The organism is Mitsuaria sp. MSU3D, assembly GCF_056867975.1.
Genome location: NZ_CP200314.1, coordinates 5,692,053 through 5,714,583, shown reverse-complemented (window position 1 = coordinate 5,714,583; position 22,531 = coordinate 5,692,053). Strand labels below are relative to the sequence as shown.

At 69.1% G+C, this 22,531-nt stretch carries 25 protein-coding genes and 1 riboswitch; of the genes, 16 read left to right on the top strand and 9 right to left on the bottom strand.

The window, feature by feature from the left end; translation table 11 throughout:
* The first annotated feature begins 170 nt into the window (after window positions 1-170).
* Both AC1VNM_RS25250 and AC1VNM_RS25245 read left to right on the top strand, forming a co-directional pair.
* Window positions 171-1,112 (top strand): AraC family transcriptional regulator, encoded by a 942-nt coding sequence (locus AC1VNM_RS25250; protein WP_297531928.1) that lies wholly within the window; start codon window positions 171-173, stop codon window positions 1,110-1,112.
* A gap of 8 nt (window positions 1,113-1,120) precedes the next feature.
* Complete coding sequence (locus tag AC1VNM_RS25245; RefSeq protein WP_483108717.1) at window positions 1,121-2,086, top strand: AraC family transcriptional regulator; 966 nt, start codon at window positions 1,121-1,123, stop codon at window positions 2,084-2,086.
* Between the two features lie 61 nt (window positions 2,087-2,147).
* Here AC1VNM_RS25245 and AC1VNM_RS25240 read toward each other — a convergent pair whose 3' ends face one another.
* Both AC1VNM_RS25240 and AC1VNM_RS25235 read right to left on the bottom strand, forming a co-directional pair.
* A complete protein-coding gene (locus tag AC1VNM_RS25240) occupies window positions 2,148-2,825 on the bottom strand; it encodes a hypothetical protein (RefSeq protein WP_483108716.1) in 678 nt (225 codons plus the stop codon).
* 108 nt (window positions 2,826-2,933) lie between these two features.
* Window positions 2,934-3,773 carry an oxidoreductase gene (locus AC1VNM_RS25235; protein WP_483108715.1) on the bottom strand — a complete coding sequence of 280 codons (840 nt, stop codon included), beginning with the start codon at window positions 3,771-3,773 and terminating at the stop codon, window positions 2,934-2,936.
* A 533-nt stretch (window positions 3,774-4,306) separates the two neighbouring features.
* On the opposite strand from AC1VNM_RS25235, the gene AC1VNM_RS25230 reads away from it, so the two are divergent.
* From AC1VNM_RS25230 to AC1VNM_RS25215, 4 genes are all read left to right on the top strand, one after another.
* Window positions 4,307-4,477: a hypothetical protein gene (locus tag AC1VNM_RS25230; RefSeq protein ID WP_197507081.1), complete on the top strand. Its 171-nt coding sequence runs from the start codon at window positions 4,307-4,309 to the stop codon at window positions 4,475-4,477.
* A gap of 85 nt (window positions 4,478-4,562) precedes the next feature.
* Window positions 4,563-4,820 carry a translation initiation factor IF-1 gene (gene infA / locus AC1VNM_RS25225; protein WP_067278543.1) on the top strand — a complete coding sequence of 86 codons (258 nt, stop codon included), beginning with the start codon at window positions 4,563-4,565 and terminating at the stop codon, window positions 4,818-4,820.
* A 50-nt stretch (window positions 4,821-4,870) separates the two neighbouring features.
* Entirely contained in the window at window positions 4,871-5,080 is a 210-nt protein-coding gene (locus AC1VNM_RS25220) for an oxidoreductase-like domain-containing protein (RefSeq protein ID WP_483108714.1), read from the top strand.
* 218 nt (window positions 5,081-5,298) lie between these two features.
* Window positions 5,299-5,781: a hypothetical protein gene (locus tag AC1VNM_RS25215; protein WP_377157966.1), complete on the top strand. Its 483-nt coding sequence runs from the start codon at window positions 5,299-5,301 to the stop codon at window positions 5,779-5,781.
* Here AC1VNM_RS25215 and AC1VNM_RS25210 read toward each other — a convergent pair.
* A complete protein-coding gene (locus tag AC1VNM_RS25210) occupies window positions 5,709-6,500 on the bottom strand; it encodes an HAD family hydrolase (RefSeq protein ID WP_483108713.1) in 792 nt (263 codons plus the stop codon). The two genes, AC1VNM_RS25215 and AC1VNM_RS25210, sit on opposite strands and share 73 nt — an antisense overlap.
* A gap of 71 nt (window positions 6,501-6,571) precedes the next feature.
* Window positions 6,572-6,670, top strand: a riboswitch (S-adenosyl-L-homocysteine riboswitch).
* A gap of 102 nt (window positions 6,671-6,772) precedes the next feature.
* Here AC1VNM_RS25210 and ahcY point away from each other — a divergent pair.
* The 4 genes from ahcY to AC1VNM_RS25190 all read left to right on the top strand — a co-directional run bounded on the left by ahcY (window position 6,773) and on the right by AC1VNM_RS25190 (window position 10,576).
* Complete coding sequence (gene ahcY, locus AC1VNM_RS25205) at window positions 6,773-8,206, top strand: adenosylhomocysteinase (protein WP_377157968.1); 1,434 nt, start codon at window positions 6,773-6,775, stop codon at window positions 8,204-8,206.
* Between the two features lie 34 nt (window positions 8,207-8,240).
* Window positions 8,241-8,972 carry a TlyA family RNA methyltransferase gene (locus AC1VNM_RS25200; protein WP_377157970.1) on the top strand — a complete coding sequence of 244 codons (732 nt, stop codon included), beginning with the start codon at window positions 8,241-8,243 and terminating at the stop codon, window positions 8,970-8,972.
* Window positions 8,969-9,808, top strand: a complete 840-nt coding sequence (metF, locus tag AC1VNM_RS25195; protein WP_483108712.1) for a methylenetetrahydrofolate reductase [NAD(P)H] — start codon at window positions 8,969-8,971, stop codon at window positions 9,806-9,808. Before AC1VNM_RS25200 ends, metF begins: the two co-directional genes overlap by 4 nt.
* Window positions 9,809-9,937: 129 nt before the next feature.
* Window positions 9,938-10,576 carry an OmpW/AlkL family protein gene (locus tag AC1VNM_RS25190; RefSeq protein WP_483108711.1) on the top strand — a complete coding sequence of 213 codons (639 nt, stop codon included), beginning with the start codon at window positions 9,938-9,940 and terminating at the stop codon, window positions 10,574-10,576.
* Between the two features lie 82 nt (window positions 10,577-10,658).
* Here the strand turns inward: AC1VNM_RS25190 and pepQ are convergent, their stop codons facing one another.
* A complete protein-coding gene (gene pepQ, locus AC1VNM_RS25185) occupies window positions 10,659-11,993 on the bottom strand; it encodes a Xaa-Pro dipeptidase (protein WP_483108710.1) in 1,335 nt (444 codons plus the stop codon).
* A gap of 32 nt (window positions 11,994-12,025) precedes the next feature.
* Window positions 12,026-12,619, bottom strand: coding sequence for a 5-formyltetrahydrofolate cyclo-ligase (locus AC1VNM_RS25180; protein WP_483108709.1), 594 nt, complete (start codon window positions 12,617-12,619; stop codon window positions 12,026-12,028).
* Between the two features lie 100 nt (window positions 12,620-12,719).
* Here AC1VNM_RS25180 and AC1VNM_RS25175 point away from each other — a divergent pair, with 100 nt between their 5' ends.
* Window positions 12,720-13,277, top strand: a complete 558-nt coding sequence (locus AC1VNM_RS25175; RefSeq protein ID WP_483108708.1) for a TfoX/Sxy family protein — start codon at window positions 12,720-12,722, stop codon at window positions 13,275-13,277.
* Here AC1VNM_RS25175 and AC1VNM_RS25170 read toward each other — a convergent pair.
* The gene (locus AC1VNM_RS25170) at window positions 13,222-13,584 is read right to left on the bottom strand and encodes a DUF2917 domain-containing protein (protein ID WP_377157977.1); all 363 of its coding nucleotides are present in this window, start codon (window positions 13,582-13,584) and stop codon (window positions 13,222-13,224) included. The two genes, AC1VNM_RS25175 and AC1VNM_RS25170, sit on opposite strands and share 56 nt — an antisense overlap.
* Window positions 13,585-13,710: 126 nt before the next feature.
* On the opposite strand from AC1VNM_RS25170, the gene AC1VNM_RS25165 reads away from it, so the two are divergent.
* Entirely contained in the window at window positions 13,711-14,694 is a 984-nt protein-coding gene (locus AC1VNM_RS25165) for a LysR family transcriptional regulator (protein ID WP_377157978.1), read from the top strand.
* Between the two features lie 22 nt (window positions 14,695-14,716).
* Here AC1VNM_RS25165 and AC1VNM_RS25160 read toward each other — a convergent pair whose 3' ends face one another.
* Window positions 14,717-15,334 carry a 5-formyltetrahydrofolate cyclo-ligase gene (locus AC1VNM_RS25160; RefSeq protein ID WP_483108707.1) on the bottom strand — a complete coding sequence of 206 codons (618 nt, stop codon included), beginning with the start codon at window positions 15,332-15,334 and terminating at the stop codon, window positions 14,717-14,719.
* Window positions 15,335-15,345: 11 nt separating this feature from the next.
* Between AC1VNM_RS25160 and AC1VNM_RS25155 the strand changes: the two genes are divergently transcribed.
* Complete coding sequence (locus tag AC1VNM_RS25155) at window positions 15,346-17,445, top strand: lytic transglycosylase domain-containing protein (RefSeq protein WP_483108706.1); 2,100 nt, start codon at window positions 15,346-15,348, stop codon at window positions 17,443-17,445.
* Window positions 17,446-17,495: 50 nt separating this feature from the next.
* Window positions 17,496-18,197, top strand: coding sequence for a glutathione S-transferase family protein (locus tag AC1VNM_RS25150; protein WP_483108705.1), 702 nt, complete (start codon window positions 17,496-17,498; stop codon window positions 18,195-18,197).
* Window positions 18,198-18,266: 69 nt separating this feature from the next.
* On the opposite strand, the gene AC1VNM_RS25145 is transcribed toward AC1VNM_RS25150, so the two are convergent.
* Window positions 18,267-18,542 carry a hypothetical protein gene (locus AC1VNM_RS25145; protein ID WP_377157982.1) on the bottom strand — a complete coding sequence of 92 codons (276 nt, stop codon included), beginning with the start codon at window positions 18,540-18,542 and terminating at the stop codon, window positions 18,267-18,269.
* Between the two features lie 172 nt (window positions 18,543-18,714).
* On the opposite strand from AC1VNM_RS25145, the gene AC1VNM_RS25140 reads away from it, so the two are divergent.
* A complete protein-coding gene (locus AC1VNM_RS25140; protein ID WP_377157983.1) occupies window positions 18,715-19,944 on the top strand; it encodes a multifunctional CCA addition/repair protein in 1,230 nt (409 codons plus the stop codon).
* Between the two features lie 14 nt (window positions 19,945-19,958).
* On the opposite strand, the gene AC1VNM_RS25135 is transcribed toward AC1VNM_RS25140, so the two are convergent.
* Entirely contained in the window at window positions 19,959-20,189 is a 231-nt protein-coding gene (locus tag AC1VNM_RS25135; RefSeq protein ID WP_483108704.1) for a hypothetical protein, read from the bottom strand.
* 254 nt (window positions 20,190-20,443) lie between these two features.
* Here AC1VNM_RS25135 and AC1VNM_RS25130 point away from each other — a divergent pair, with 254 nt between their 5' ends.
* Window positions 20,444-22,483 (top strand): alpha/beta hydrolase family protein, encoded by a 2,040-nt coding sequence (locus AC1VNM_RS25130; protein ID WP_483108703.1) that lies wholly within the window; start codon window positions 20,444-20,446, stop codon window positions 22,481-22,483.
* Window positions 22,484-22,531 lie beyond the last annotated feature (48 nt).

Below are 22,531 nucleotides of genomic sequence, written 5' to 3'. Positions count from 1 at the left end.
CAAGGTGACGGCGGCGATCGGACGACCGCCGCGATGACCGAGAGCTTAGGAATCCGCCCCCCTCCGGAACCAGCGCAATGCTCGCCCGTCCTTGCCCAATCCTCCGGAACCCCGTCCGGCGCCCTCGCGGGCGCTGGCGGCGCGCGCGACGGACTTGCACAATCCGATGCATGGTCGCACCCACTCCGATTCCCCTCGCCGACGGCTTCCCCGACGCGCTGCAGGCCCTGCGCGCGCAGATGGTGGATCTGACGCTCCGGCACATCGACGGCGAAGGCTCCCGCCCGACCGCCATTCCCTGCCTGCACCTGATCAAGGCCAGCTGCAGCATGCCCAAGACCGCGCCGGCCTTCTACGAGCCCGGCCTGGCCATCGTGCTGCAGGGGCGCAAGAAGGTGGAGCTCGGCACCGAGACGCTGTACTACGACCCGCTGCACTTCCTGCTGGTGTCGATGCCGATGCTGCCCAAGGGCGGTGTCATCGAGGCGACGCCGGACAAGCCCTACCTGTGCGTGCGCATCGACTGCTCGACCGCGACGCTGGCGGAGCTGATGCTCGAGGTCGGCCCGGCGAGCACCGATGCGTCGCCGTCGGCGCAGTCGGGGCTGAACGTCGCGCCGGTGTCGGAATCGCTGCTGAGCGCCGCCCTGCGGCTGATGCAGCTGCTGGACAACCCGTCGGACCAGCGCGTCATGGCGCCGCTGCTGCAGCGGGAGATCTTCTATCGCGTGCTGACCGGCCCGCTCGGTCCGCGGCTGCGCGCGCTGGCGCAGCAGGACAGCGCGACGCGCCGCCTGTCGCGCGCGATCGACGAGTTGAACCGCCGCTTCAGCGAGGCCATCAGCATCGACGAGCTGGCCGCGGTGGCGCACATGAGCGCCTCGACCTTGCATCAGCGCTTCAAGCAGCTGACGAGCATGTCGCCGATGCAGTACCAGAAGCAGCTGCGGCTGCAGCACGCCCGGCGGCTGATGCTCGGGGAAGGGCTGGACGCGGCGGCGGCGGCGCATCAGGTCGGCTATGAGAGCGCCTCGCAGTTCAGCCGCGAATACCGTCGCCTCTTCGGCACGCCGCCGCGCGCCGACATCGAGCAGCTGCTGCGCGCAGGATGAGCCCGCTCATGCAGGACACCGAGGCGCTGAGCGCGATGCTGTCGCGCCATGCGCCGCGTGAGGGCGTCTGGCCGACGGCCCTGCCCCGGCTGTGGATCATCCGGCTCGACGCGCCGGGCGGCGAACTCGCGCACGCGGTTCAGCCGGCCTCGCTGTGCCTGATCTCGCAGGGCGCGAAGGAGGTGCGGCTCGGCGAGGAGCGCTACGTCTACGACGCCGCGCGCTTCATGGTGTTCACGACCGACCTGCCGGTCAGCGGCCGCGTGACCGAGGCGACCCCGGAGCGCCCCTACCTCTGCCTGCGCCTGGACTTCGATCCGGAGGAAGTGGCGGAGCTGGTCGCGCGGAGCGGTCCGCCTCGGGCGGCCGCCGCGTCTGGGGCACCTGTGGCAACAGTGGCGCCGGCCACATCGACGGGCAACGCCGAGGGCGATGACCTCGGCCGCGGCCTCTTCGTCAGCGCGGTCACGGCGGAGATGCTCGACGCATCGGCGCGCCTGATGCGGCTGCTCGATCATCCGGAGGACCAGGCCGCGCTCGCGGCCATGGCGATGCGCGAGCTGGTCTACCGCGTGCTGCGCAGCGAGCAGGGCGAGCGTCTGGCGCAGGTCGCGCGCGCCGACAGCCAGACGCAGCGCGTGCACCGCGCGATCCGCTGGCTGAAGGCGCATTACGCGCAACCGCTGCGCATCGAGTCGCTGGCCAAGGAGGCGCACATGAGCGCGTCGTCGCTGCACCACCATTTCCGCGCGCTGACGTCGATGAGTCCCTTGCAGTACCAGAAGCAGCTGCGACTGCAGGAGGCCCGCCGGCTGCTGATCGCCGAGGGCCTGGAAGTCGCGCGTGCCGGCCATGCGGTCGGGTACGAGAGCCCGTCGCAATTCAGCCGCGAGTACAGCCGCCTTTACGGTGCGCCGCCGTCACGCGACGCAGCGAAGCGGCGCGACACGCCGGCCTCGCGGTTCACGGCCTGAGCGCCGCCGCGATCCGGTTGGCGCCCCGGTCGGCGCCCCATGCCCCCCGGGCCGGACGCCCTCACTTGCTGAAGCAGTTCCCCACCATCGCTGGCGCGTCCTTGAGACGATCGTCGGTCGGGTTGATGGCGGCGACGCGGTTCTCGTAGACCCGCGTGCACTTGCTGCCCTGGCGGATCACCTTGGAGCCCGAGCCGCTCGTCGACACGCTCGACACGATGGGCAGGGTGCCGGCGGCGTCCGCGATCGCGGACTCGACGGTGCGCGGCGCGCTGTGGGAGCGGTCGTCGTTGCGGATCTGATCGGCCATGCGCACGCGCGCATCGGAGGCGGGACCGGCTTTCGGCAGCGCGAGGTTGAGCGTCGTGCGCCCGTTGCCGAGGGGCGCGGACGCCCCCGAGGCCGGCAGTGCCGGTGCCGCCACCGTCTGGATCGACGTCGACGGCGGCGCGGCGGTGATCGTCACCTCGGGCGGCGCCACGAGGATCGGCGTCTGCAACCGCGGAACATCGAGCCGACGTCGCTCGAGTTGTGGTCGAGCCGCGGGCGGTGTCTCGCGGCTCTTCGGGAGCGGCAGCAGCCGCACCTCGGTCAGCCGGGGGCCCTCGGAGGTCCTGCGCCCTCGCCAACCGTGGTCCATCCACAGCATCGACAGGAAGGCGGCCTGCACCAGCAGCGCCGCAGCCAGCCCGATCCATCGCCGCCTGCCTGCGGGACGCTGCCAATGCGACGCCGTCATGCGGGCGCGCCTCCTCGATCCATCGCGCCCTCCCCGGCCGACCTGTCCTGGGGCGCGATGGTAGCCGCGCCCCGTGACCGTTGCCGGAGGCCCGCCCGAGACGGTCGGTCAGACGCCGTCGCGATCCAGCGAGGCCGACAGCCCCGCGTGGGCCTCGACCTCCGCCATCCGCTGGCCGAAGGTCTCGCGCGCCATGCCGAGCGCGTCCGAGCCCGCCACGAAATGCAGCGGCGGCGTCGGCATCGCGGCCAGTTCGACGAAGGCCCGCCCCAGCTTCGCCGGATCACCGGGTTGCTGGTGGTTGTAGGCCTCATAGGTCGACAGCGGCGGCGTGGGCAACGTCGCGTAATCCGCGATGGACTGCGTGCCGTAGCGGACCGAACTGGCATCCAGGAAATCGGTGCGGAAGAAGCCCGGCTCGACGACCGTCACGCGGATGTTGAAGCCGGCGAGCTCGGGCGCCAGCGACGCGGTGAAGCCGTCGACGGCGAACTTCGTCGCGCAGTACACCGCCGCGCCATCGAAGCCGCGGAAGCCGCCGACCGACGCGATGTTCAGGATGTGCCCGTCGCGCTGACGACGCATCACCGGCAACACCGCGCGGGTGACATGCATCAGGCCGAAGACGTTGGTGGCGAACTGGCGCTCGATGTCGGCGGCGCTGATTTCCTCGAACAGGCCGAGCTGGCCGTAGCCGGCGTTGTTGACCAGCACGTCGATGCGGCCGAAGCGGGCAACGGCCTGCTCGACCGCGTGGACAGCATCGGCCTCGCGGCTGACGTCCAGCGGGAGGCACAGCACGGCCTCGCCGTGATCCGCATATGCCGTCTTCAGCGCGTCGACGTTGCGGCCGGTGGCGACGACACGGTCGCCGGCGGTCAGCGCCGCCTGGGCGATCTCGCGACCGAAACCGCGGTTGGCGCCGGTGATGAACCAGATCTTGCTCATGGAGTTCCGTCCTTCAGGGGGTTCGGGCCAGCGGCATGAGGTGCCGGGGCCGGTGTTGGGGGACGGATGAATCGTAGGAACGGGGCGGCGATCGCCCATGCCGATTCCGGCGCACCGCTTGCACGATCCGCCAAAGTACCGTTCCGGCGCCGCCGCAACACCCGGGGATGCGCGCCAACGGCCCTTGTGTTATATTCCCCGACTTGACTCGCACAAGACCACCCTCTTCAGGTCTTCTTCTGCAGCCCCTCCGGTCCCTCCCAAGGACCCTTCTGCGAGCGGCTCGCACCAGCATCACCCCCCGGTTCGTGCGCTTGAGCGTTTCTGGCTTCGGTCTGCCTGTTCGCCATTCGGCTGATTGGCATCAGAAGCCACTTTCCGTGCCTCTTCTGTTCGTATCATCGAATCGGAGTGACACACCTTCCCACACCGCGCCAAGACGGTTGCTTATTGCGATTGCCTGTCAAGGCGCACACCTCAAAATAACGATGCAGAACAAACGCATTGAGGTGGGGCGATTCCTTGTCTCACCGATGACCAAACCCCATGCCGACGGCGGATTCGCCGCGGCCGTCTCGATCCAGTCGGGACGCGGCATGGCCAGCATTGATCGTGTCATGCGATTCGTGCCGACCTTCGAGACCCGCCGCGCCGCGTTGCGCTACGCGGAGACCGAAGGCACCGCCTGGGCGCGCAGCCACTGAGCCGCGCGCCGCTGATTCCCGAGGCGAGGGCCTGCGGCAGACCGCGGCTGGCGCCCTTTTCATTTTCAAGAATGGAGCAAGCCATATGGCCAAGGAAGAACTGATCGAGATGCAGGGTGTCGTCAACGAAATCCTGCCGGACTCGCGCTTTCGCGTGACGCTGGAAAACGGCCATCAGGTCATCGCCTACACGGGCGGCAAGATGCGCAAGCATCACATCCGCATCCTGGCCGGCGATGCCGTCTCCCTGGAAATGTCGCCGTACGACCTGACCAAGGGCCGGATCACCTTCCGTCACCTGCAGCGTTCGAACCACTCGGGCCCGCCGCCGGTCCGTCGCTGACGCGCCTTGCCGCGGGAGGCCCCAGGCCCCCCGCGCGAGAATCGCCAGCCATGACCGACGCCCAGTCCGACTCCGCCGCCGTTCCGGCCTCGCTCGAGGCCGGCGACGATCCGATGCCCGTGCCGCCGCCGCAGCCGGACATCGATGCGTGCTGCGGCAACGGCTGCGACCCGTGCATCTTCGACCTGCACGATCTGGCGATGGACGCGTACCGGCAGGCCCTGCGTGCCTGGAAGTCGCGCCATCCCGAGGCGTCCTGAACGTCGAAGTCCTGACGATTCTCCGAACCCCACCCGAAGGGCCGCCTCGCGCGGCCCTTTCCTTTTGGCGAGTCCGCCGCCCCCTCCACGGGGTGCTTTCCTTTCGTGACGTTTTCGGGGACATCCCCCGGTTCAGAACTGAGGCTCGATGGCCGACATCAAGGACAGGCGCCGCACTTGCCACAGCGGCGCGGTGCTCCCGCCCTCCGGAGGTCCAGATGTTCATGACCGGCCAGAACCGCTTCCATGTCGCGCATTCCGACGCGCAGGCCAATCTACGCTTCGCGCTGGCGCGGTTGAGCACTGATTGGCGAGGCCTCGATCCATTCGGACTCGAGATCCTGCTGCGCCACCTGCTGATGGCGGAGCACCGCTGCATGCCGCATCCCAGCGTGCTTCGGGAGCGTCCGACCAATCGCTGGCTGCTGCCGCGGCTGCGCCGCCGGCGGATCGAGGTGGCGGAGCGTCTGGTCGCCCTCGGGGGCCGGGTCAGCCATGCGGCGCTGGCCCGGGTACTGCCGCGCGGGCATGACTGGCCGGGCGTCTCCGCGCTGGTCGGCCGTCATGCCTGGGACCCGGTCGAGGGCCGCCAGCCGCGTCCCCACCGCCCGGTCGCCGACGAGCCGGCCTACCCGCGCGTCGACAGCAGCGCCCGGGCCACTTCCGCGAAGCCGTCGCCGCGCTCGGTCGCGGTGACATAAGCGGGCGGGTGGTCCAGCATCGGCAGGAAACGCGCGATGTTGGCGACGCCCACCGACAGCGGCATGCGTTCGAACATCAATTGATCGTTCGTCGAGTCGCCCACATACACCCACTCGGCGGGATCGAAGTCCAGGCCCGTCAGCCGCTTCACCGCCCACTGCGCCGCGGTCCACTTGCTGTGATCGCCGATCCAGCCGTTGACGTGGATCGAACTGACCGTCGCCACCAGCCCATGCGCGCGCATCCGGTCGCAGACGGCGGCGATCGCGTCGTCGTCGAGCGTCGTGAACTCGCTGTGATCGACGGCGATGTCGGTCAGCCGGCCGGCGCTGTCGCGCGCGAGCACGGCGCCGGGCACGGTCGCCACGATCTCCCGCGCGCACGCCTGCAGTCGCGCGAAGTTCGCCAATCGCGTCGCGTCGTCCTGGGCAAATTCGGTCGCGAGCGCCTCCCCTTCGCGATGCAGCAGCACCCCACCGTTCTCCGCGACGATCCCCCGCAGGGGCCAGGCCATCGCGAACGGTTCGCTCCAGCCGGCCGGGCGCCCCGTGATCGCAATGACCGGCACGCCGGCCGCGTGCAGCCGGTGCAGCGCGTCCAGTGCCGCCGGGGCAATGGCGCCATCCGCCGTCAGGGTGTCGTCGATGTCCGTCAGCACCCCGCGCAGGGGGAGCCAGGCCGCGCGGGGGCAGTCGCTGAGCGGGGGGATCGTTCGCATGGGGGGCGATTGTGGCCCCGAGCGCAACGCTGTCATCGAGCCGCGGCCGGAACTTGACTACAATCGCGCCCTGTTCCGAGGAGCGTTGCGACCTCCCATCCCATCGAGGCCAGGCTCGGAACCGCCGCGCGGCGACACGTCCGCGGCAATGGCAACCGCGCTCACCCGTCGACCCTTCGTTGGCCGGGTGAGGACCGAGCGGCAAATGCCCTCTCCGCATCTCCCCGCGTCCTGATCGTTGGTGTCGACGGCCCTTCTTCGCAGGAGTCCGCATGAACGCCCAACTGAAGCCGCTGGCCCAAGACCAGTACCTGATCAAAGACCTGTCGCTGGCCGCGTGGGGCCGCAAGGAGATCAAGATCGCCGAGAGCGAGATGCCCGCGCTGATGGCCATCCGCGAGGAATATGCCGCCGCGCAGCCGCTCAAGGGCGCGCGCATCACCGGCTCGCTGCACATGACGATCCAGACCGCCGTGCTGGTCGAGACGCTGCAGGCGCTGGGCGCGGAAGTCCGCTGGGCCTCGTGCAACATCTTCTCGACGCAGGACCACGCCGCCGCCGCGCTGGTCGCCGTCGGCACGCCCGTCTTCGCCTACAAGGGCGAGACGCTGGAGGACTACTGGGACTACACGCACCGCATCTTCGACTTCGGCGCCAAGGGCACGCCGGGCGAAGGCCCGAACATGATCCTGGACGACGGCGGCGACGCGACGCTGCTGATGCACCTGGGCCAGAAGGCCGAGAAGGACCTGTCCGTGCTGGCCAACCCGGGCAGCGAGGAAGAGCGCATCCTGTTCGCCGCGATCAAGAAGAAGGTCGCCGAGGACGCCACCTGGTACACCCGCAAGAGCGCCGAGATCATCGGCGTCACGGAAGAGACGACCACGGGCGTGCACCGCCTGAAGGAAATGTCGGCCAAGGGCACGCTGCTGTTCCGCGCGATCAACGTCAACGACTCGGTCACGAAGAGCAAGTTCGACAACCTGTACGGCTGCCGCGAGTCGCTGGTGGACGGCATCAAGCGCGCCACGGACGTGATGATCGCCGGCAAGATCGCCGTGATCGCCGGTTATGGCGACGTGGGCAAGGGCTCGGCCCAGGCGATGCGCGCGCTGTCGGCGCAGGTGTGGGTCACCGAGATCGACCCGATCTGCGCGCTGCAGGCCGCGATGGAGGGCTTCCGCGTCGTGACGATGGAATACGCCGCCGACAAGGCCGACATCTTCGTCACCACGACCGGCAACAAGGGCGTGATCCGCCATGAGCACATGGCCGCGATGAAGCACAACGCCATCGTCTGCAACATCGGCCACTTCGACAACGAGATCGACATCGCCTCGATCGAGAAGTACGAGTGGGAAGAGATCAAGCCGCAGGTCGACCACGTGATCTTCCCCGACGGCAAGCGGATCATCCTGCTGGCCAAGGGCCGTCTGGTGAACCTGGGCTGCGGTACGGGCCACCCGAGCTACGTGATGTCGTCCAGCTTCGCCAACCAGACGATCGCCCAGATCGAGCTGTTCGCGCACAAGGACGCCTACGCCGTCGGCCAGGTCTACGTGCTGCCCAAGCACCTGGACGAGCACGTCGCCCGCCTGCAGCTGAAGACGCTGAACGCGCAGTTGAGCGAGCTGACGGACGAGCAGGCCGCGTACATCGGCGTGTCGAAGTCAGGCCCGTACAAGCCCGACACCTATCGCTATTGATCCACTGACCCTAGCCTGACCCGAGACCCGACCCATGCGTGCTGACCAGCTGCTTCTCTCCCTTGGCCTGGCGCCCACGCGCTCGGCCGCCCAGCGGCTGATCGACGCGCGTGCGGTCGAGTGGGAAGGCCCCAAGGGCTGGACCGTCGTGCGCAAGTGCGGCGAGGACCTGCCCGAGACCACCCCCCTGCGCGTGACGGACGACGCCGAGCTGCGTTACGTCTCGCGCGGCGGGCTCAAGCTCGAAGGTGCGCTGGCCAAGGTCGGTGTGTCGGTGGCAGGCCTCTCGGCGCTGGACATGGGCCAGAGCGCGGGCGGTTTCACCGACGTGCTGCTCAAGGCCGGCGCGGCGCACGTGACCGGCATCGATGTCGGCCACAGCCAGCTGCATGAGACCTTGAAGGCGGACCCGCGCGTCACGGCCCATGAAGGCATGCACGTGAAGGACTACGTCCCCGAGGCGCCCTTCGATCTGGTCGTGGGCGACCTGAGCTTCATCTCGATGATCGGCACGCTCAAGCACGTGGTCGGTTGGCTCAAGCCGCAAGGCCAGGCGCTGCTGCTGATCAAGCCGCAGTACGAGCTGGGCCCGAAGGCCTTGAACAAGAACGGCATCGTCAAGGACAAGGCGCAATACGTCGTGCTCAAGGAGCAGGCCGTGGCGGCCGCCGAGAAGCGCGACCTCGTCGTCAGGGGCTGGTTCGAAAGCCCCGTCACCGGCGGCGACGGCAACACCGAATTTTTCATCTGGGTTCAGAAACCATGACGACGCCTGTCAGCATCGAATTCTTCCCGCCCAACACGCCCGTCGGCACCGAGAAGCTGAAGACCGTCGTGCAGGAGCTGCGCGCGGTGAATCCGCAGTACTTCAGCGTCACCTACGGCGCGGGCGGATCGACGCGCGAGAAGACGCTGTCGACCGTCGCGGACATCGCCTCGTCCGGCTTCGAGGCGGCGCCGCACCTGTCCTGCGTGGGCTCGACGCGCGAGAACATCGCGGAGATCCTGGCGACCTACCGCGCACAGAACATCCGGCGCGTCGTCGCGCTGCGCGGCGACCTGCCCAGCGGCACGGCGACGGCGGGCGAGTTCCGCTACGCAGCCGAACTGGTGCGCTTCATCCGCGAGACGCAAGGCGCGGACTGGGACATCGAGGTCGCCGCCTATCCCGAGTACCACCCGCAGCAGCGCTACGCGGCGCGCGACCTGCAGTTCTTCGCGGACAAGGTGCGCGCCGGCGCCAGCGGCGCGATCACGCAGTTCTTCTACAACCCCGATGCCTACTTCCATTTCGTCGACGCGACGCGGGCGATCGGCGTGGACGTGCCGATCGTGCCGGGCATCATGCCGATCAACAACTTCGCGCGGATCGCGCAGTTCGCGCAACGCGACGGCATCGAGATCCCGCGCTGGGTCGCGCTGAAGATGGAGGGCTACATGGACGACGCCGCCTCGGTGCGCGCCTTCGGCCTGGACGTCGTCACGCGGCTCTGCGAACGGCTGATCGCAGGCGGCGTGCCGGGGTTGCACTTCTATTCGCTCAACCAGAGCGCACTGACGCTGGCGTTGTGTGAACGCCTCGGTCTCGCCGCGAAAGCTTGATAAGGCGCAAGCGCTCCGCGCCATCGCAGGGAACCGCTCCGGTTCGCCGCCGTTCCTTGTGAACGGTCAAGGTTCTCACGGAGCGGTCCGCGTTCAATCCCGGTCATCCCATTGACCAGGAGTGACCGCATGTCCCGCACCACCGCCCTCGCCTCTTTCCACCCCGCCATCGTCGCGGCCGTCGCACTCGCGGCGCTCGCCGCCTTGGCACCGTCGGCCCACGCGCAGAGCAGCCCGTGGGTGTATCGCGCCCGCGCGGTGAACATCGACCCGGCGGACAAGGACAAGACCGGACTGGGGCTGTCGCTGAGCCGCAAGACGATCCCCGAGCTCGACTTCAGCTACTTCCTGACCCCGAACTGGGCCACCGAGCTGATCCTGACCGTACCGCAGCGTCACAAGCTCTACAGCAACGGCACGCGCATCGGCACGGTGAAGCACCTGCCGCCGACACTGACGCTGCAGTACCACTTCAACCCGGAAGGGACCTTCCGCCCCTATGTCGGCGCTGGCCTCAACTACACGAGCTTCTCCGGCGTCCACTTCGACCCGGCCGTGCAGACGGCGCTGCAACCGAGCATCAAGAAGCACAGCATTGGCCTGGCCGCGCAGGCCGGCTTCGACGTGATGCTCGACAAGCAGTGGTCGATCAACGTCGACGTGAAGAAGATCCAGATGGACACCGAAGTCCGCGCCAAGGGCGTGAACGTCGGGAAGTTCAAGATCGATCCGCTGCTGGTGGGCGTGGGCGTCGGGTACCGGTTCTGATCGGCGCAGCTGAGTGCAGATGAAAGAAAGGGTCCGTCAGGACCCCTTCTTCATTGCCCGACAGCGAGCGCCTCTCGCCGCGTCAGCTCAGCGCCGCGAACGCGTCCCGCGTCAGGTTCTCCGGCGCGCCCGTTTCGCGGCAGGCGACATCGTCCTCGATGCGGACACCGCCGAACGCGCTCAGGTGCTTCACCAGCGCCCAATCCACGTTCGCCGCCGCGGGCGTCGCGCGCAGCTTGTCCAGCAGCATCGGGATGAAGTACAGGCCCGGCTCGATCGTCACGACCATGCCGGGCTGCAGCACGCGCGTCAGGCGCAGGTACGGATGGCCTTCCGGCTTGGCGATCGTCCCGCCGTCCTCGCCGGCCATGAAGCCGCCGATGTCATGGACCTGCAAGCCCAGCAGGTGGCCGATGCCGTGCGGCAGGAACGTCGACGTCACGCCTTGCGCGACCATCGCGTCCTCGTCCATCTTCACGATGCCGAGCTGGCGCAGCACCCCGGCGATCTCGCGGTGGGAGTCCAGGTGGATGTCGCGATAGTCCACGCCCGCGCGCACGCGGTCGACCAGCCGCAGCTGGGAGGCCTCCATCGCATCGATCAGCGCCTGGAACGACGCGTCGCCGTTGCCGGTCGTGCGGGTGATGTCCGACGCGTAGCCGCAGCTGTGCGCGCCCGCATCCACCAGCAGCGACAGCGATTGCGACGGCGCGCGCTGGTCCTGGTACTGGTAGTGCAGCACCGCCGCGTGCTCGTTGAGCGCGACGATGTTGCCGTAGGGCAGGTCGCGCTCCGCGAAGCCGCAGGCGTCCAGATAGGCGTTGTGGATGGCCGCCTCGGACCGCCCGTCGCGGAAGGCGCGCTGCGACGCCAGATGCGCCTTGGCGCCCAGCGCCGACGCCTCGCGCAGGCGCAGCAGCTCGTAGTCGGTCTTCGCGGCGCGCGCGTAGTGCAGCGGGTTCAGCACGTCGGGCGGATTGTTCGGGACGATGTCTCCCAATGCCGCGTCCGCTTCGCCGACGATCGCCAGCGTGCCGGGCACCTGCAGATAGGGCAGCGCCTCCTCCGGCTTGCGCACGACGATCAGCTCGAAGTGGTCGACCCAGAAGCCGCTCGGTGCCTCGGGCGGCACGTGCCAGTAGTCCTCGGGCTGTACGTAGACGAGACGCGGCTTGTGCCCCGGCCGGATCACCAGCCAGCTGTCCGGATGACGGATCAGCGGGACCCACAGCTTGAAGTGGGGATTCGGCTGGAAGACGTAGGGCCGGTCGTCGAGGAAGGCGAACTTCTCGATGCCCGAGGCGATCAGCAGCGCGTCGAATCCGCCGCGCTGCAGCGCGTGTTCGGTGCGGCGCTGCTGCTCCGCGAGGTGGGCCGTGTAGAGGGCGTTCAGGGCGTGGGGATCAACGGAACTCATGGCAGGGCTCACGGCAGAACTCGAGGCGGGATTCATGCGCGGGAATTCTCCCAGACGACCCCCATCTCGGTCAGCATCGCATCGAGCCGCACGTCGTTCGGCTGGGCGGTCAGCGTCGGTTGGAAGCCGTGGCTGAAGCCCACGCCGACGACCACCGGCCGCGGCTGGATCTGCCCGATGGTGCGCAGCATGAAGCCACCGCCGTAACCCATGCGGATCCCGCCCGGGCCGTAGCCCAGACAGGGCAGCAGCAGCAACTGCGGATCGAAGGCCTCGGTGTCCTTGGGTTTGGTGATGCCGGTGGCGTCCTCTTCCATCGGGCAGCCCGGGTACCAGACGTGGAAGCGCAGCCGGCCTTCCTCGCGATCGACGACGGGCAGGCCGATGCGACGGTCGCCGTCGACCTCGCTCCAGCGGTACAGCGCCGGCAGCGGATCGAATTCCCCCTTGATCGGCCAGTAGGCGGCGATGCGCTTTTCCTTGCGTCCGATCAGCCAGACGCGCAGCACGCTCTGCACGACGTCGGCGAGTTCAAGGCGGCCCGGCAGGTCCAGGCGTTCGCGGATCAGGCGCTCGCGCAGCGCCTGGCGGTCTTCGGAGATCGGCAGCTTGTCGTTCGGATCCATCCAGCCCATTCGCCTTCCCTGGAGGACCCGGCGGGCCCTGGAGCGGACCATTGTGGCCGCCTCGCGGACAGGGCGCCAGCGCTGATCTAGAGTCGGCGCCATGGCACGCACCACCACCACGGGAACCGTCCGGCACCTCACCGGCGCCGGCGCGGACTTCGCGAATCACTGCATGGAGTTGCTGGCCCCGCTCGGGCCGGTGCTGGCGCGGCGGATGTTCGGCGGCTTCGGGCTGTATGTGGACGGCCTGTTCCTGGCCATCATCAGTCGCGACGAGCTCTACCTGAAGGCCGACGCCGTCAGTCAGTCGCGTTATGTGGACGCCGGCTGCGAGCCGTTCCGGTATTCGAAGACCGGCAAGGACGGGCGAGAGGAGGTCGCCAGCCTGAATTACTTCCGGCCGCCGGAGGAGACGCTGGAGTCGCCCGCGCTGATGCTGCCCTGGGGGCGGCTGGCGATGGAGTCGGCCTTGCGCTCCGCCAACGCGAAGCCGAAGGCCAGGACGCCGAAGAAGAGCGCCGGCACCAGCGCCGAGCCCAGGACCGTCAGGACGGAGAAGCCGGTCAAGGCGCTGAAGGGTGTCACGACGGCGGCTCCTGCGGTCAAGCGTTCGCCAGGCGCTGGCCGAACAGTTGCCCGAAAGAAGGCAGGCGGCTGACGACGCTCCGCGCCGGCTTGTTGGCGCAAGCCTGCGGCGGCACCATCAGCTGGAAGCGGGCGGTCGGCCAGGCTTCGACGACGAGCTCGGTGCCGCTGGCGACTTCCAGCGTTTCACCGGCCGACAGCCAGAAGTCCTGCGCCGGCAGGTTCAGGTCGCCGCGCTGCGTGACCCAGACGCGACCGTCGAGCACATGCAGTTCACGGCGGCCCGGGCCGATGGGCAGGCTCATGGCCTCGCCCTGCGACAACGTCCACGCGGCGTCGTCGCGGCTGACCTGGATTGATGACTTTTGCATGACATTCATGATCTGCTCCTTGTCCGCCGGGCGGTCCGCGCACCGGCGGCCTTCCTCGTGAACATGGTGCAATACTAGGGTTGACCCGCACGATGGTCCAATGAGTCTTGTCGCGTCGATTGATACCATCCACGCATGAATCCGCCCCGTCATCGCCCGCTCGCCGTCGGTTCGCTGCGCGCCTTCGAGGCGGTCGCCCGGCGGTTGAGCTTCAGCGCCGCCGCCGAGGAGCTCTACCTCACCCAATCCGCCATCAGCCGCCAGATCCGGTCGCTGGAGGAGGAACTGGGCGCCACGCTCTTCCTGCGCGGCACCCGCCACGTCGAGCTGGCGCCGGACGGCAAGCTGCTGCTGTCGGCCGTGGAGCCGATGCTGGAGCGGCTGGACAGCACGGTGCGCCAGATCCGCTCGACGCGGGGCCGGCGCGTCGTCAACGTGACGACCTTCGCCTCTTTCGCGTCGCTGTGGCTGATCCCCCGGCTGGAGGCCTTCCAGCGCGAGCATCCGGACATGGACATCCGCGTCTCGGCGCTGGATCAGCTCGTCGAGATCGACGACAGCGAATTCGACGTCGCGCTGCGCTACGCCGCGCCGAACCGGGTGGCGCCCTCGGCGCAGCGGATGTTCGGCGAGATGCTGACGCCGGTCGTGAATCCCTGGGTGGCCAAGCAGGCGCAGGAGGGCCAGGGACCGCCGCTGAGCCAGGCGGCCGACCTGCGCCAGTACACGCTGGCCGAGGAGGACGACCAGCGTCCCAGCGGCCTGTTCCTGAGCTGGCGGCGCTGGCTGGCGCTGCACGGCGCGCCGGACCTGCAGCCGCGGCGCTGGATGTACCTGAACTTCACCTACCAGCAGATCCAGGCGGCGGTGTCCGGCCAGGCGGTCGCGCTGGCCCGGTTGCCGCTGATCTACGAAGCGCTGGAGCGTGGCGAGCTGGTCGAGCCCTTCGGCGAGGCCGGCCGCACCGACTGCCCGACGGTCTACTGGCTCATGATGTCGGAGCACGGGCGGGCGCGGCCCGAGGTCGTCGAATTCGCGCGCTGGATCGGCGAACACGCCGCGCTCACGCGCCGCGCGATCGGCGAGCCCGATCCGCCCGTGGACGAGAACTCGGGTTGATCGGCCCAGGCCCGGCCCGAGCTCAGGGCGCGATCAGTTCGCGTTCGGTCAGCACGACGGTCAATGCCTGGTCATGCGGCTGGACCTCGAAGGTCGCCTCGCAGCAGCGCCATCCAAGACCGATCGTCGTCACGCCGGGGTGCGCCTCGATCCAGCGGTCGAAGTAGCCGCCACCGTAGCCGAGTCTGAAACCTTCCCGCGTGTAGCCCAGGCACGGCACCAGCAGCACCTCCGGCACCAGCACGGGACCGGTCGAGCTGGGGATGCCGCACTCGTCCTTCACCGTCGGTTCCTGGCCGTCCCAGCGCCGGAACGTCATCGACGCCGGCCCGTGGTCGCCGGCTTTACGCGCGAAGGGCAGCGCCAATTGCATTTCTCCCCCGAGCTTGTGGGTCGAGGCCCAGGCCGCTGCGTTAAATTCCCCCTCCAGGGGCCAATAGAGGCCGAGGGTCAGCGGCTCGAGCTGGCGCAGCAGCGGAAGCAGCTGCTCGCCCAGCTTGTCGGCGGCGAGACGCGCCTCGGCACCGGCCCACCATTCGCGGCGGCGCGCCAGCAAGGCGCGACGCAATTCGCTTCGCTCATGGGGCCAGGTCTTGCCGGTTGTGCCGGCGGCTTCGGGAGCCGTGGGGGAGTCACTCATCGCAGGTCGGCATGAAGTTCGCTCGGATCACTGTAACCGCCCTCGCCTCCGCCACCGTGACCGTCTCGGCCACCGTCGGCGCCCTGGGGGCCGTGGGCGCCCTCTGCGTGGCCGCCGCGGTCACGGCCCCGCCAGCGCTCGCGCAATCGACCACGACCTTCAACGTCGTGCCCAACCCCCTTCCGCCGCTGCCGGACCTGGTCACCGATGCCCGCGAGGCCTGGCGCGTCCGGGACCGCTCGCGACTGGCCGCGATGCGGCAGGTCGCCTTCGACCAGCAGCATCCGCTCGCGCCCTGGTTCGACTACTGGGAGCTGAACGCCCGCCTGTCCGAGGCGCAGCAGCCGGAGCTCAACGCGTTCTATGCGCGCTGGCCGGGCGCCTACGTCGAAGACCGGCTGCGCAACGACTGGCTGCTGGAGCTGGGACATCGCCGCGACTGGGCCAATTTCCGCCGCGACCACGCCGCCTACAAGATGCAGGACGACCGCGAAGTCGCCTGCTACGCGCTGCTCGCGGATCCGCCGGGGCGCGACCTGCGAGACGCCGCGCGCGCCGCCTGGTTCGCGCAACGCGATGCGGACGAGGGTTGCAACATGCTCGCGGCCACGCTGCACGAGAACGGCCAGTTCAAGGATTCGGACGTCTGGCGCAAGCTGCGCTTCATCGTCGAGACCAACAAGCCCCGCGCGGTGAAGCAGGCCGGGGCGCTGCTGTCCAAGCCCGACCAGGAGGCGCTGGCCGAGCTGATGGACAAGCCGGACCGCTACCTGAAGCGCAAGGCCGCGGCCTCGCCGCGCGCCAAGGCCGAGCTGACGATGCTGGCGCTGATGCGGCTGCTGGCGACCGACTACGACAAGGCGGACGACGACGTGCGCCGCTGGGCGGCCAAGCTGCCCAACGACCTGTCCGCGTGGCTCTGGGCCCAGTACGGCAGACAGGCGGCGCTGCGGCTGAAGGACGAGGCCAACGAGCACTTCGATCGCGCGATCAAGCTGCAGGCCAAGCTCGGCCCGGTCGAATGGAGCGACGACACGATCAGCTGGATGGCGCGCGCCGCGCTGCGCGGTGACGCGGGCGCGAGCCGGCCGGAGCAGTTGATCGCGGCCATCGCGCTGATGAAGCCGTCGGACCAGAAGGACATCACCTGGCAGTACTGGCGCGCGAAGGCGCAGCAGCAACTGGCGCCGACCGGCCCGTCCGGTGACGCCCAGCGCCGCGAAGCCCAGGAGACGCTGCGCGCGATCGCCTCGCCGCTCAGCTTCTACGGCAAGCTCGCCGCCGACGAATTGAAGCTGCGCCTGCCGCTGCCGCCGACGCCTGCGGATCTGACGGCGCCGGAGCGCGCGCAGGGGCTGGCGAATCCGGGCATCCAGCGCGCGCTGATGCTGCTCGCCGTGGGCCTGCGCAGCGAAGGCCAGCGCGAATGGAACTTCAGCCTGCGCGGCCTGTCGGATCGCGAGCTGCTGTCGATCGCGCAGGCCGCTTGCGAACGCGAGCTCTGGGAGCGCTGCATCCAGACCAGCGAGCGGACGAAGACCGAGATCGACCTCGCCCAGCGCTTCCCGATGCCCTACCGCGCGGACGTGTTGAAGCAATCGACGGCGGTGGGTCTGGACCCGGCCTACGTCTACGGCCTGATCCGGCAGGAGTCGCGCTTCATGATGGACGCGCGCTCGCATGTCGGCGCCGGCGGCCTGATGCAGGTGATGCCGGCCACCGCGAAGTGGACGGCCAGGAAGCTGGGCGTCGACTTCAAGCCCGACATGCTGCATGACCGCGACACCAACCTGCGCCTGGGCACCGGCTACCTGAAGCTGGTGATGGACAGCTTCGAGGGCTCGCAGGCGATGGCCGCGGCGGCCTACAACGCCGGCCCGAACCGGCCGCGCCGCTGGCGCGACGGTCCGCAGCTGGACGCCGCGATCTGGACCGAGAACATCCCCATCTGGGAGACCCGCGACTATGTGCGCAAGGTGCTGTCCAACGCGACGATCTACGCGCAGCTGATGGGCCGCGAGCGCGGCATCGTGCTGCGCGACCGGCTCGGCAGCGTCATCGGGCCGGCCGCCGCGTCGGCGCCGGACATCCCGGCCAACGGCACGAACTGACCCCGGCGCGCCGGCGACGGCGCCCTTCCCCTTTGCAGAGAGCTTTCCGCATGCAGCTGATCATCGGCAACAAGAACTACTCGTCCTGGTCGATGCGCCCATGGGTGCTGATGAAGGCACTGGGCATGGATTTCCAGGAGCGGATCGTCCGTTTCGACTTCACGCCCGACTCGGCCTTCTATCGCGAGATCGGCGCGGTCACGCCGGCCGGCAAGGTGCCGGTGCTGGTGGACGACGGCCTCGCGGTCTGGGATTCGCTGGCGATCGTCGAGTACCTGGCCGACCGCTTCCCCGACAAGGCCGTCTGGCCGCGCGACGCCCGCCAGCGCGCACGGGCGCGTTGCCTCTGCGCCGAGATGCACAGCGGCTTCAGCCATCTGCGCAGCCATTGCATGATGAACATCGACGCCGACCTGACGACCGTCGGTGCACGGCTGCTGCAGACCGAGGCTGGCCTGCGCAAGGACCTCGCTCGCGTCGTGGAACTGTGGACCGACGCGCTGACGCAGAGCGGCGGCCCCTTCCTGTTCGGCGAATTCGGCGCGGCGGACGCTTTCTTCGCGCCGGTGGTGATGCGGGTGACGCGCTACGGACTGCCGTTGCCCGCGCCGTTGACGGCCTACACGGACGCCGTGCAGGCGGCGCCGGGCGTGCGCGAGTGGATCGCCGACGCGATGGCGGAGAAGGACTTCCTGGACTTCGAAGAGCCCTACCGCGACGTCAGCGGACCGGTACCGGTCTTGAAGCCCTGAAATGAAAAACCGCCTTCCGTTGCCTGTGCGGGCAGGCGGCGGAAAGCGGCGAGGTGGGCCGACGCGAAATCAGTGGTCGCGGCGGCGGCGGACCATGAAACCTGCGGCGAGAAGGCCGCCGAGCATCATGGCCTGGTTCGTGGGCTCGGAGACGAAGGACGGCACGACGGTGTCCGCGCCCTCTTGTTCGTTGACATCTGCCAGCTGCGCGGGGGCGGGCTGGCTCTGCCGGGTGAAACTGGTGTCAGCGGCGACGTGCACGGAGTTCGTGTCCGGCGCTTGCTGCTCCTGCGCCTGGGCGGCGAGACCAATTCCGCCCAGCAGGAGGAGAAGAACAGACTTCATTCAAGATACTCCCTACTGCTATGCCGGCCTGCCTGACTACAACGTCTCTCTCGGTAGTTGGCCTGTTTGAACAGACACTGGTGTGCAGGTGGCATTGGTGAATATACGGATAGAGAGACTACTTTAGCTATCCCCTTCATCGGGGATGCTGCGCCGCAACATGAGTGTTCAGATGTATCTCGTTGGGGGGGCTGTCCGGGACGCCCTGCTGGGACTGCCCGTGCAGGACCGCGATTGGGTCGTGGTCGGCGCAACGCCCAAGTCGTTGATCGACAAGGGTTTTCTTCCTGTCGGCAAGGATTTCCCGGTCTTCCTGGATCCCGTGACCCATGAAGAGGTGGCATTGGCCCGGACCGAGCGCAAGACGTCTGCCGGGTACCACGGTTTCCAGTTCCACACGGCCCCCGATGTGACGCTTGAACAGGACCTGGCACGCCGGGATCTGACGATCAACGCCATGGCCCAGGCGGAGGACGGGACGCTCATCGACCCCTATGGCGGTCGGCGCGACCTCGAGGCGCGCGTGTTGCGGCACGTCTCGGACGCCTTCGCGGAGGACCCGGTGCGGATCCTGCGGCTGGCGCGTTTCGCGGCCCGCTTCGGTGACTTCACGGTGGCGCCGGAGACGATGGCGTTGATGCGCGCCATGGTCGCCGCTGGCGAAGCCGACGCGCTGGTCGCCGAGCGCGTCTGGCAGGAGGTCGCCCGCGGCCTGATGGAAGGCCACCCGGCGCGGATGATCGAGATCCTGCGCGACAGCGGCGCGCTGGCGCGCATCGCGCCGGAGCTGGAGCGGCTGTTCGGCGTGCCGCAGCCCGAGGCGCACCACCCGGAGATCGACACCGGTGTCCACATGCTGCTCGTGCTGGAGGAATGCGCGCGCGTCGAGGCGCCGCTGCCGGTGCGCTACGCCTCGCTGTGCCACGACCTCGGCAAGGGCACGACGCCCGAGGAGGAATGGCCGCGCCACCTGAAGCACGAATCACGCGGCGTCGAACTGGCGGCGGCGCTGTCGCAGCGCTGGCGGGTTCCGTCGGACTGCAAGGAGCTCGCCGAGCTGGTCGCGCGCGAACACACGCACGTGCACCAGAGCCTCGACTTCAGCGCCGAGGCGCGCCTGCGCCTGATCGAGCGCAGCGACGCGCTGCGCCGGCCGGAGCGCTTCGCCCAGTTGCTGCTGGCCTGCGAGTGCGACGCCCGCGGGCGCGCGGGCTTGCGCGACCGCCCCTACCCGCAGCGCGCGGCGCTGCTGCACGATCTGCGGGCGGTGCAGTCGGTCGATCAGGCGGCGATCTCTTCGGCCGCGCTGGCGGCGGGCAAGAAGGGCCCGGCCATCGGCCAGGCGATCCACGAGGCCCGCAAGGCGGCGCTCAAAGCGTGTGAGAGCGATCGCCCGCGCTGAGGTCGTGGCGTCTCTTATCCCGGGGACGCCGCAGCTTCAGGCTGAAGGAAGGTCCTCGAAGTGCTTGGCTGCGACTGAACTTCGTCGGGGTCCATGACTCCTTCCAGGTAGCTCGAATAGCGCTCATGCAGATGCTTGAGCGCTGCGCCCTTGTCGGCCTGGTAGGCCAGCCGTTCCTGGAAGAACTGCATGCGGGCCCGGTTGTCGTCGAGCACCTGACCCCACGTCTTGATGTGGATGGACACGTTGTCATTCTGATGAACAAGACCGGTCGATGTATTCCGGCCGATCTTGAATTTCCCCACGGGACCAATGTCGTCGCTTCGACAACGAACGCCGCGAGAGCCACGACTAGCCGATGTCGGTCAGGCTCGTTTGAATTCCCACCAACATCAGTCACGCTCGTTGTCGCGCTGCGCTCACAACGGAGAGCGGCTCCGGGAAAACGACCAGGCGGGGAGCGTAAACGCGACGGGCGCGCGCCCTACAGTGCCCGCCCATGCCCATCGAACCGAATGAGTCGCCGGCGAGCGACGCCCCTGCCGCGGTGCCCTCGCCCGCGCGCCGTCAATGGCTCGCCGCCGCCGCGCTGAATACGCTGCTGCCTGCGTGGGCGGCCGATCCCGCATCGGCCTCCGGCCCCGTGCCGACAGATGCCGCCGACACGGCCGATACGACGACAGGCCCTGGCCGGACCTCGCTGGCGACGCTCTTCGCCGACCACACCATGGGGCGCGCCAGCCTCTCCGCCGACGGCCGGTACCTGGCCGCGGTGGGATACGCCGCCGACATGCCGCTCGCCTTCGTCCTCGACCTGACGACGCGCAAGGCGCACTCGGTGACGCCCAACACCCGGGAGGCCGACCGCTGGCGCGCCCGCATCGACGGCCACGCCCGCGACGTGCACTGGATCGGCCCCGACCTGCTGATCCTGCGGACGACGCGTGGCGTCTCGCTGGTGATGAAGCCGGACGGCACGCTGATCCGCAGGCTGGATGGGGAGTTCCTGCAACGGCTGGCCGATGCGCCCGACGGCACCGAACGGCTGCTGCTGTCCGACAAGGAGGCATTGCACACCGTGAACCTGCGCAGCGGCGCGCGCATGACGGAGGCGATCGATCTGCCCGACACACTCGTCCACACGGCCTTCGACGCCGACGGCCGGCTGCGCGCGGCGACCACCCTGAAGAGCTCGCGTTGGTCCGGCGATATCGTCTGGACCCAGTGGTACCGCTCCGCCGGCGGCAAGTGGGAACAGCTGGAACAGGAGAGGGCCGACCTGCCCGCCTGGACACCGATGCGCGCGCTGGAGGACGGCACGCTGGCCGTCTGTTCCCGCGGGGACCGCGACGCCTATGCCGTGTTCCGCTACGACACGGCCCGCCGCGCGCTCGGCGAGCTCATGGCGGGCCATGAGACCGACGACATCCTCGGCTTCTCCGATCGGGACTCGTCGACCTTCGAGTCCGTGTCCACCGGAGGACTCAAGCCCGAGAGGATCTGGTTCGACACCCGCTGGGCCCGCCTGCAGAAAGCCGTCGATGCGGCCCTGCCGGACACTGTGAACGTCCTTCTCCGCACCAAGCACGAGGACGCCAAGCCTGAGGGCGCGAAGCTCAGCGGCCACGTACTGGTCCACAGCTTCAGCGACGTCGATCCGGGCCGCTGGTACTCGCTCGACACGGCGACGATGCACATGGCGGAGGTCGGGGTGGCGATGCCCGACATCGATCCCGCCGCCATGCGCCCGACCCAGGCCTACCGCTACGCCGCCCGCGACGGCCTGAAGGTGCCCGCCTACCTCACGCGGCCGGCCGGCCAGGGGCCGGCGCCGATGGTGGTGCTGATCCACGGAGGACCATGGTCCCGCGACCACTGGGGCTGGGACCCGGAGGTGCAACTGCTCGCCGCGCAGGGCTATGCCGTGTTCCAGCCGCAGTTCCGCGGGTCGACCGGCTTCGGCGACGCCTTCCTGCGTGCCGGATACCGCCAGTGGGGACTGGCGATGCAGGACGACATCACCGACGGCGTGCAGGACCTGATCCGGCGCGGCATCGCGGATCCCGCGCGCATCGCCATCGTGGGCACCAGCTACGGCGGCTATGCGGCGATGTGGGGCCTGGTGAAGACGCCCAGGTTGTACCGCTGCGGCGTCAGCTTCGCGGGCATCAGCGACCTGGCCACCCAGATGGCCAACAACTGGGGAGACGACTCCACTGCCGCGTCGCGCCGGGCCTGGCGACAGCTGGTGGGCGATCCCGACACGGCCAAGGCGTCGCTCGACGCGGTCTCCCCGCTCCGGAACGCCGATCGCATCGAGGCGCCGCTGCTGCTGGTCCACGGCTGGCACGACCAGCGCGTGCTGAGGGAACAGAGCGAGTCCATGCTGAAGGCGCTGCGCCGGCACGGCAAGGCCGTCGAATGGCTGCCGCTCAACACGGGCCACGGCTGGTCGTCGCGCGCCGTCCAGATGCGCTACTACCGCGACATGCTGGCCTTCCTGGAGAAGCATCTGGCGCCGGCGAACGCCAAGGGCTGAGGTCCCGGCGGGATCCCGCGCACGACGGTCGGGCCGTCGTGCAGCGGG

What these genes read in the sequence shown, in the direction of transcription:
- AC1VNM_RS25250 (WP_297531928.1), top strand. Translation starts at nt 171, where the DNA reads ATGGTCGCACCCACTCCGATTCCCCTCGCCGACGGCTTCCCCGACGCG.
- AC1VNM_RS25245 (WP_483108717.1), top strand. Translation starts at nt 1,121, where the DNA reads ATGCAGGACACCGAGGCGCTGAGCGCGATGCTGTCGCGCCATGCGCCG.
- AC1VNM_RS25240 (WP_483108716.1), bottom strand. Translation starts at nt 2,825, where the DNA reads ATGACGGCGTCGCATTGGCAGCGTCCCGCAGGCAGGCGGCGATGGATC.
- AC1VNM_RS25235 (WP_483108715.1), bottom strand. Translation starts at nt 3,773, where the DNA reads ATGAGCAAGATCTGGTTCATCACCGGCGCCAACCGCGGTTTCGGTCGC.
- AC1VNM_RS25230 (WP_197507081.1), top strand. Translation starts at nt 4,307, where the DNA reads ATGACCAAACCCCATGCCGACGGCGGATTCGCCGCGGCCGTCTCGATC.
- infA (WP_067278543.1), top strand. Translation starts at nt 4,563, where the DNA reads ATGGCCAAGGAAGAACTGATCGAGATGCAGGGTGTCGTCAACGAAATC.
- AC1VNM_RS25220 (WP_483108714.1), top strand. Translation starts at nt 4,871, where the DNA reads ATGACCGACGCCCAGTCCGACTCCGCCGCCGTTCCGGCCTCGCTCGAG.
- AC1VNM_RS25215 (WP_377157966.1), top strand. Translation starts at nt 5,299, where the DNA reads ATGTTCATGACCGGCCAGAACCGCTTCCATGTCGCGCATTCCGACGCG.
- AC1VNM_RS25210 (WP_483108713.1), bottom strand. Translation starts at nt 6,500, where the DNA reads ATGCGAACGATCCCCCCGCTCAGCGACTGCCCCCGCGCGGCCTGGCTC.
- ahcY (WP_377157968.1), top strand. Translation starts at nt 6,773, where the DNA reads ATGAACGCCCAACTGAAGCCGCTGGCCCAAGACCAGTACCTGATCAAA.
- AC1VNM_RS25200 (WP_377157970.1), top strand. Translation starts at nt 8,241, where the DNA reads ATGCGTGCTGACCAGCTGCTTCTCTCCCTTGGCCTGGCGCCCACGCGC.
- metF (WP_483108712.1), top strand. Translation starts at nt 8,969, where the DNA reads ATGACGACGCCTGTCAGCATCGAATTCTTCCCGCCCAACACGCCCGTC.
- AC1VNM_RS25190 (WP_483108711.1), top strand. Translation starts at nt 9,938, where the DNA reads ATGTCCCGCACCACCGCCCTCGCCTCTTTCCACCCCGCCATCGTCGCG.
- pepQ (WP_483108710.1), bottom strand. Translation starts at nt 11,993, where the DNA reads ATGAGTTCCGTTGATCCCCACGCCCTGAACGCCCTCTACACGGCCCAC.
- AC1VNM_RS25180 (WP_483108709.1), bottom strand. Translation starts at nt 12,619, where the DNA reads ATGGATCCGAACGACAAGCTGCCGATCTCCGAAGACCGCCAGGCGCTG.
- AC1VNM_RS25175 (WP_483108708.1), top strand. Translation starts at nt 12,720, where the DNA reads ATGGCACGCACCACCACCACGGGAACCGTCCGGCACCTCACCGGCGCC.
- AC1VNM_RS25170 (WP_377157977.1), bottom strand. Translation starts at nt 13,584, where the DNA reads ATGAATGTCATGCAAAAGTCATCAATCCAGGTCAGCCGCGACGACGCC.
- AC1VNM_RS25165 (WP_377157978.1), top strand. Translation starts at nt 13,711, where the DNA reads ATGAATCCGCCCCGTCATCGCCCGCTCGCCGTCGGTTCGCTGCGCGCC.
- AC1VNM_RS25160 (WP_483108707.1), bottom strand. Translation starts at nt 15,334, where the DNA reads ATGAGTGACTCCCCCACGGCTCCCGAAGCCGCCGGCACAACCGGCAAG.
- AC1VNM_RS25155 (WP_483108706.1), top strand. Translation starts at nt 15,346, where the DNA reads ATGAAGTTCGCTCGGATCACTGTAACCGCCCTCGCCTCCGCCACCGTG.
- AC1VNM_RS25150 (WP_483108705.1), top strand. Translation starts at nt 17,496, where the DNA reads ATGCAGCTGATCATCGGCAACAAGAACTACTCGTCCTGGTCGATGCGC.
- AC1VNM_RS25145 (WP_377157982.1), bottom strand. Translation starts at nt 18,542, where the DNA reads ATGAAGTCTGTTCTTCTCCTCCTGCTGGGCGGAATTGGTCTCGCCGCC.
- AC1VNM_RS25140 (WP_377157983.1), top strand. Translation starts at nt 18,715, where the DNA reads ATGTATCTCGTTGGGGGGGCTGTCCGGGACGCCCTGCTGGGACTGCCC.
- AC1VNM_RS25130 (WP_483108703.1), top strand. Translation starts at nt 20,444, where the DNA reads ATGCCCATCGAACCGAATGAGTCGCCGGCGAGCGACGCCCCTGCCGCG.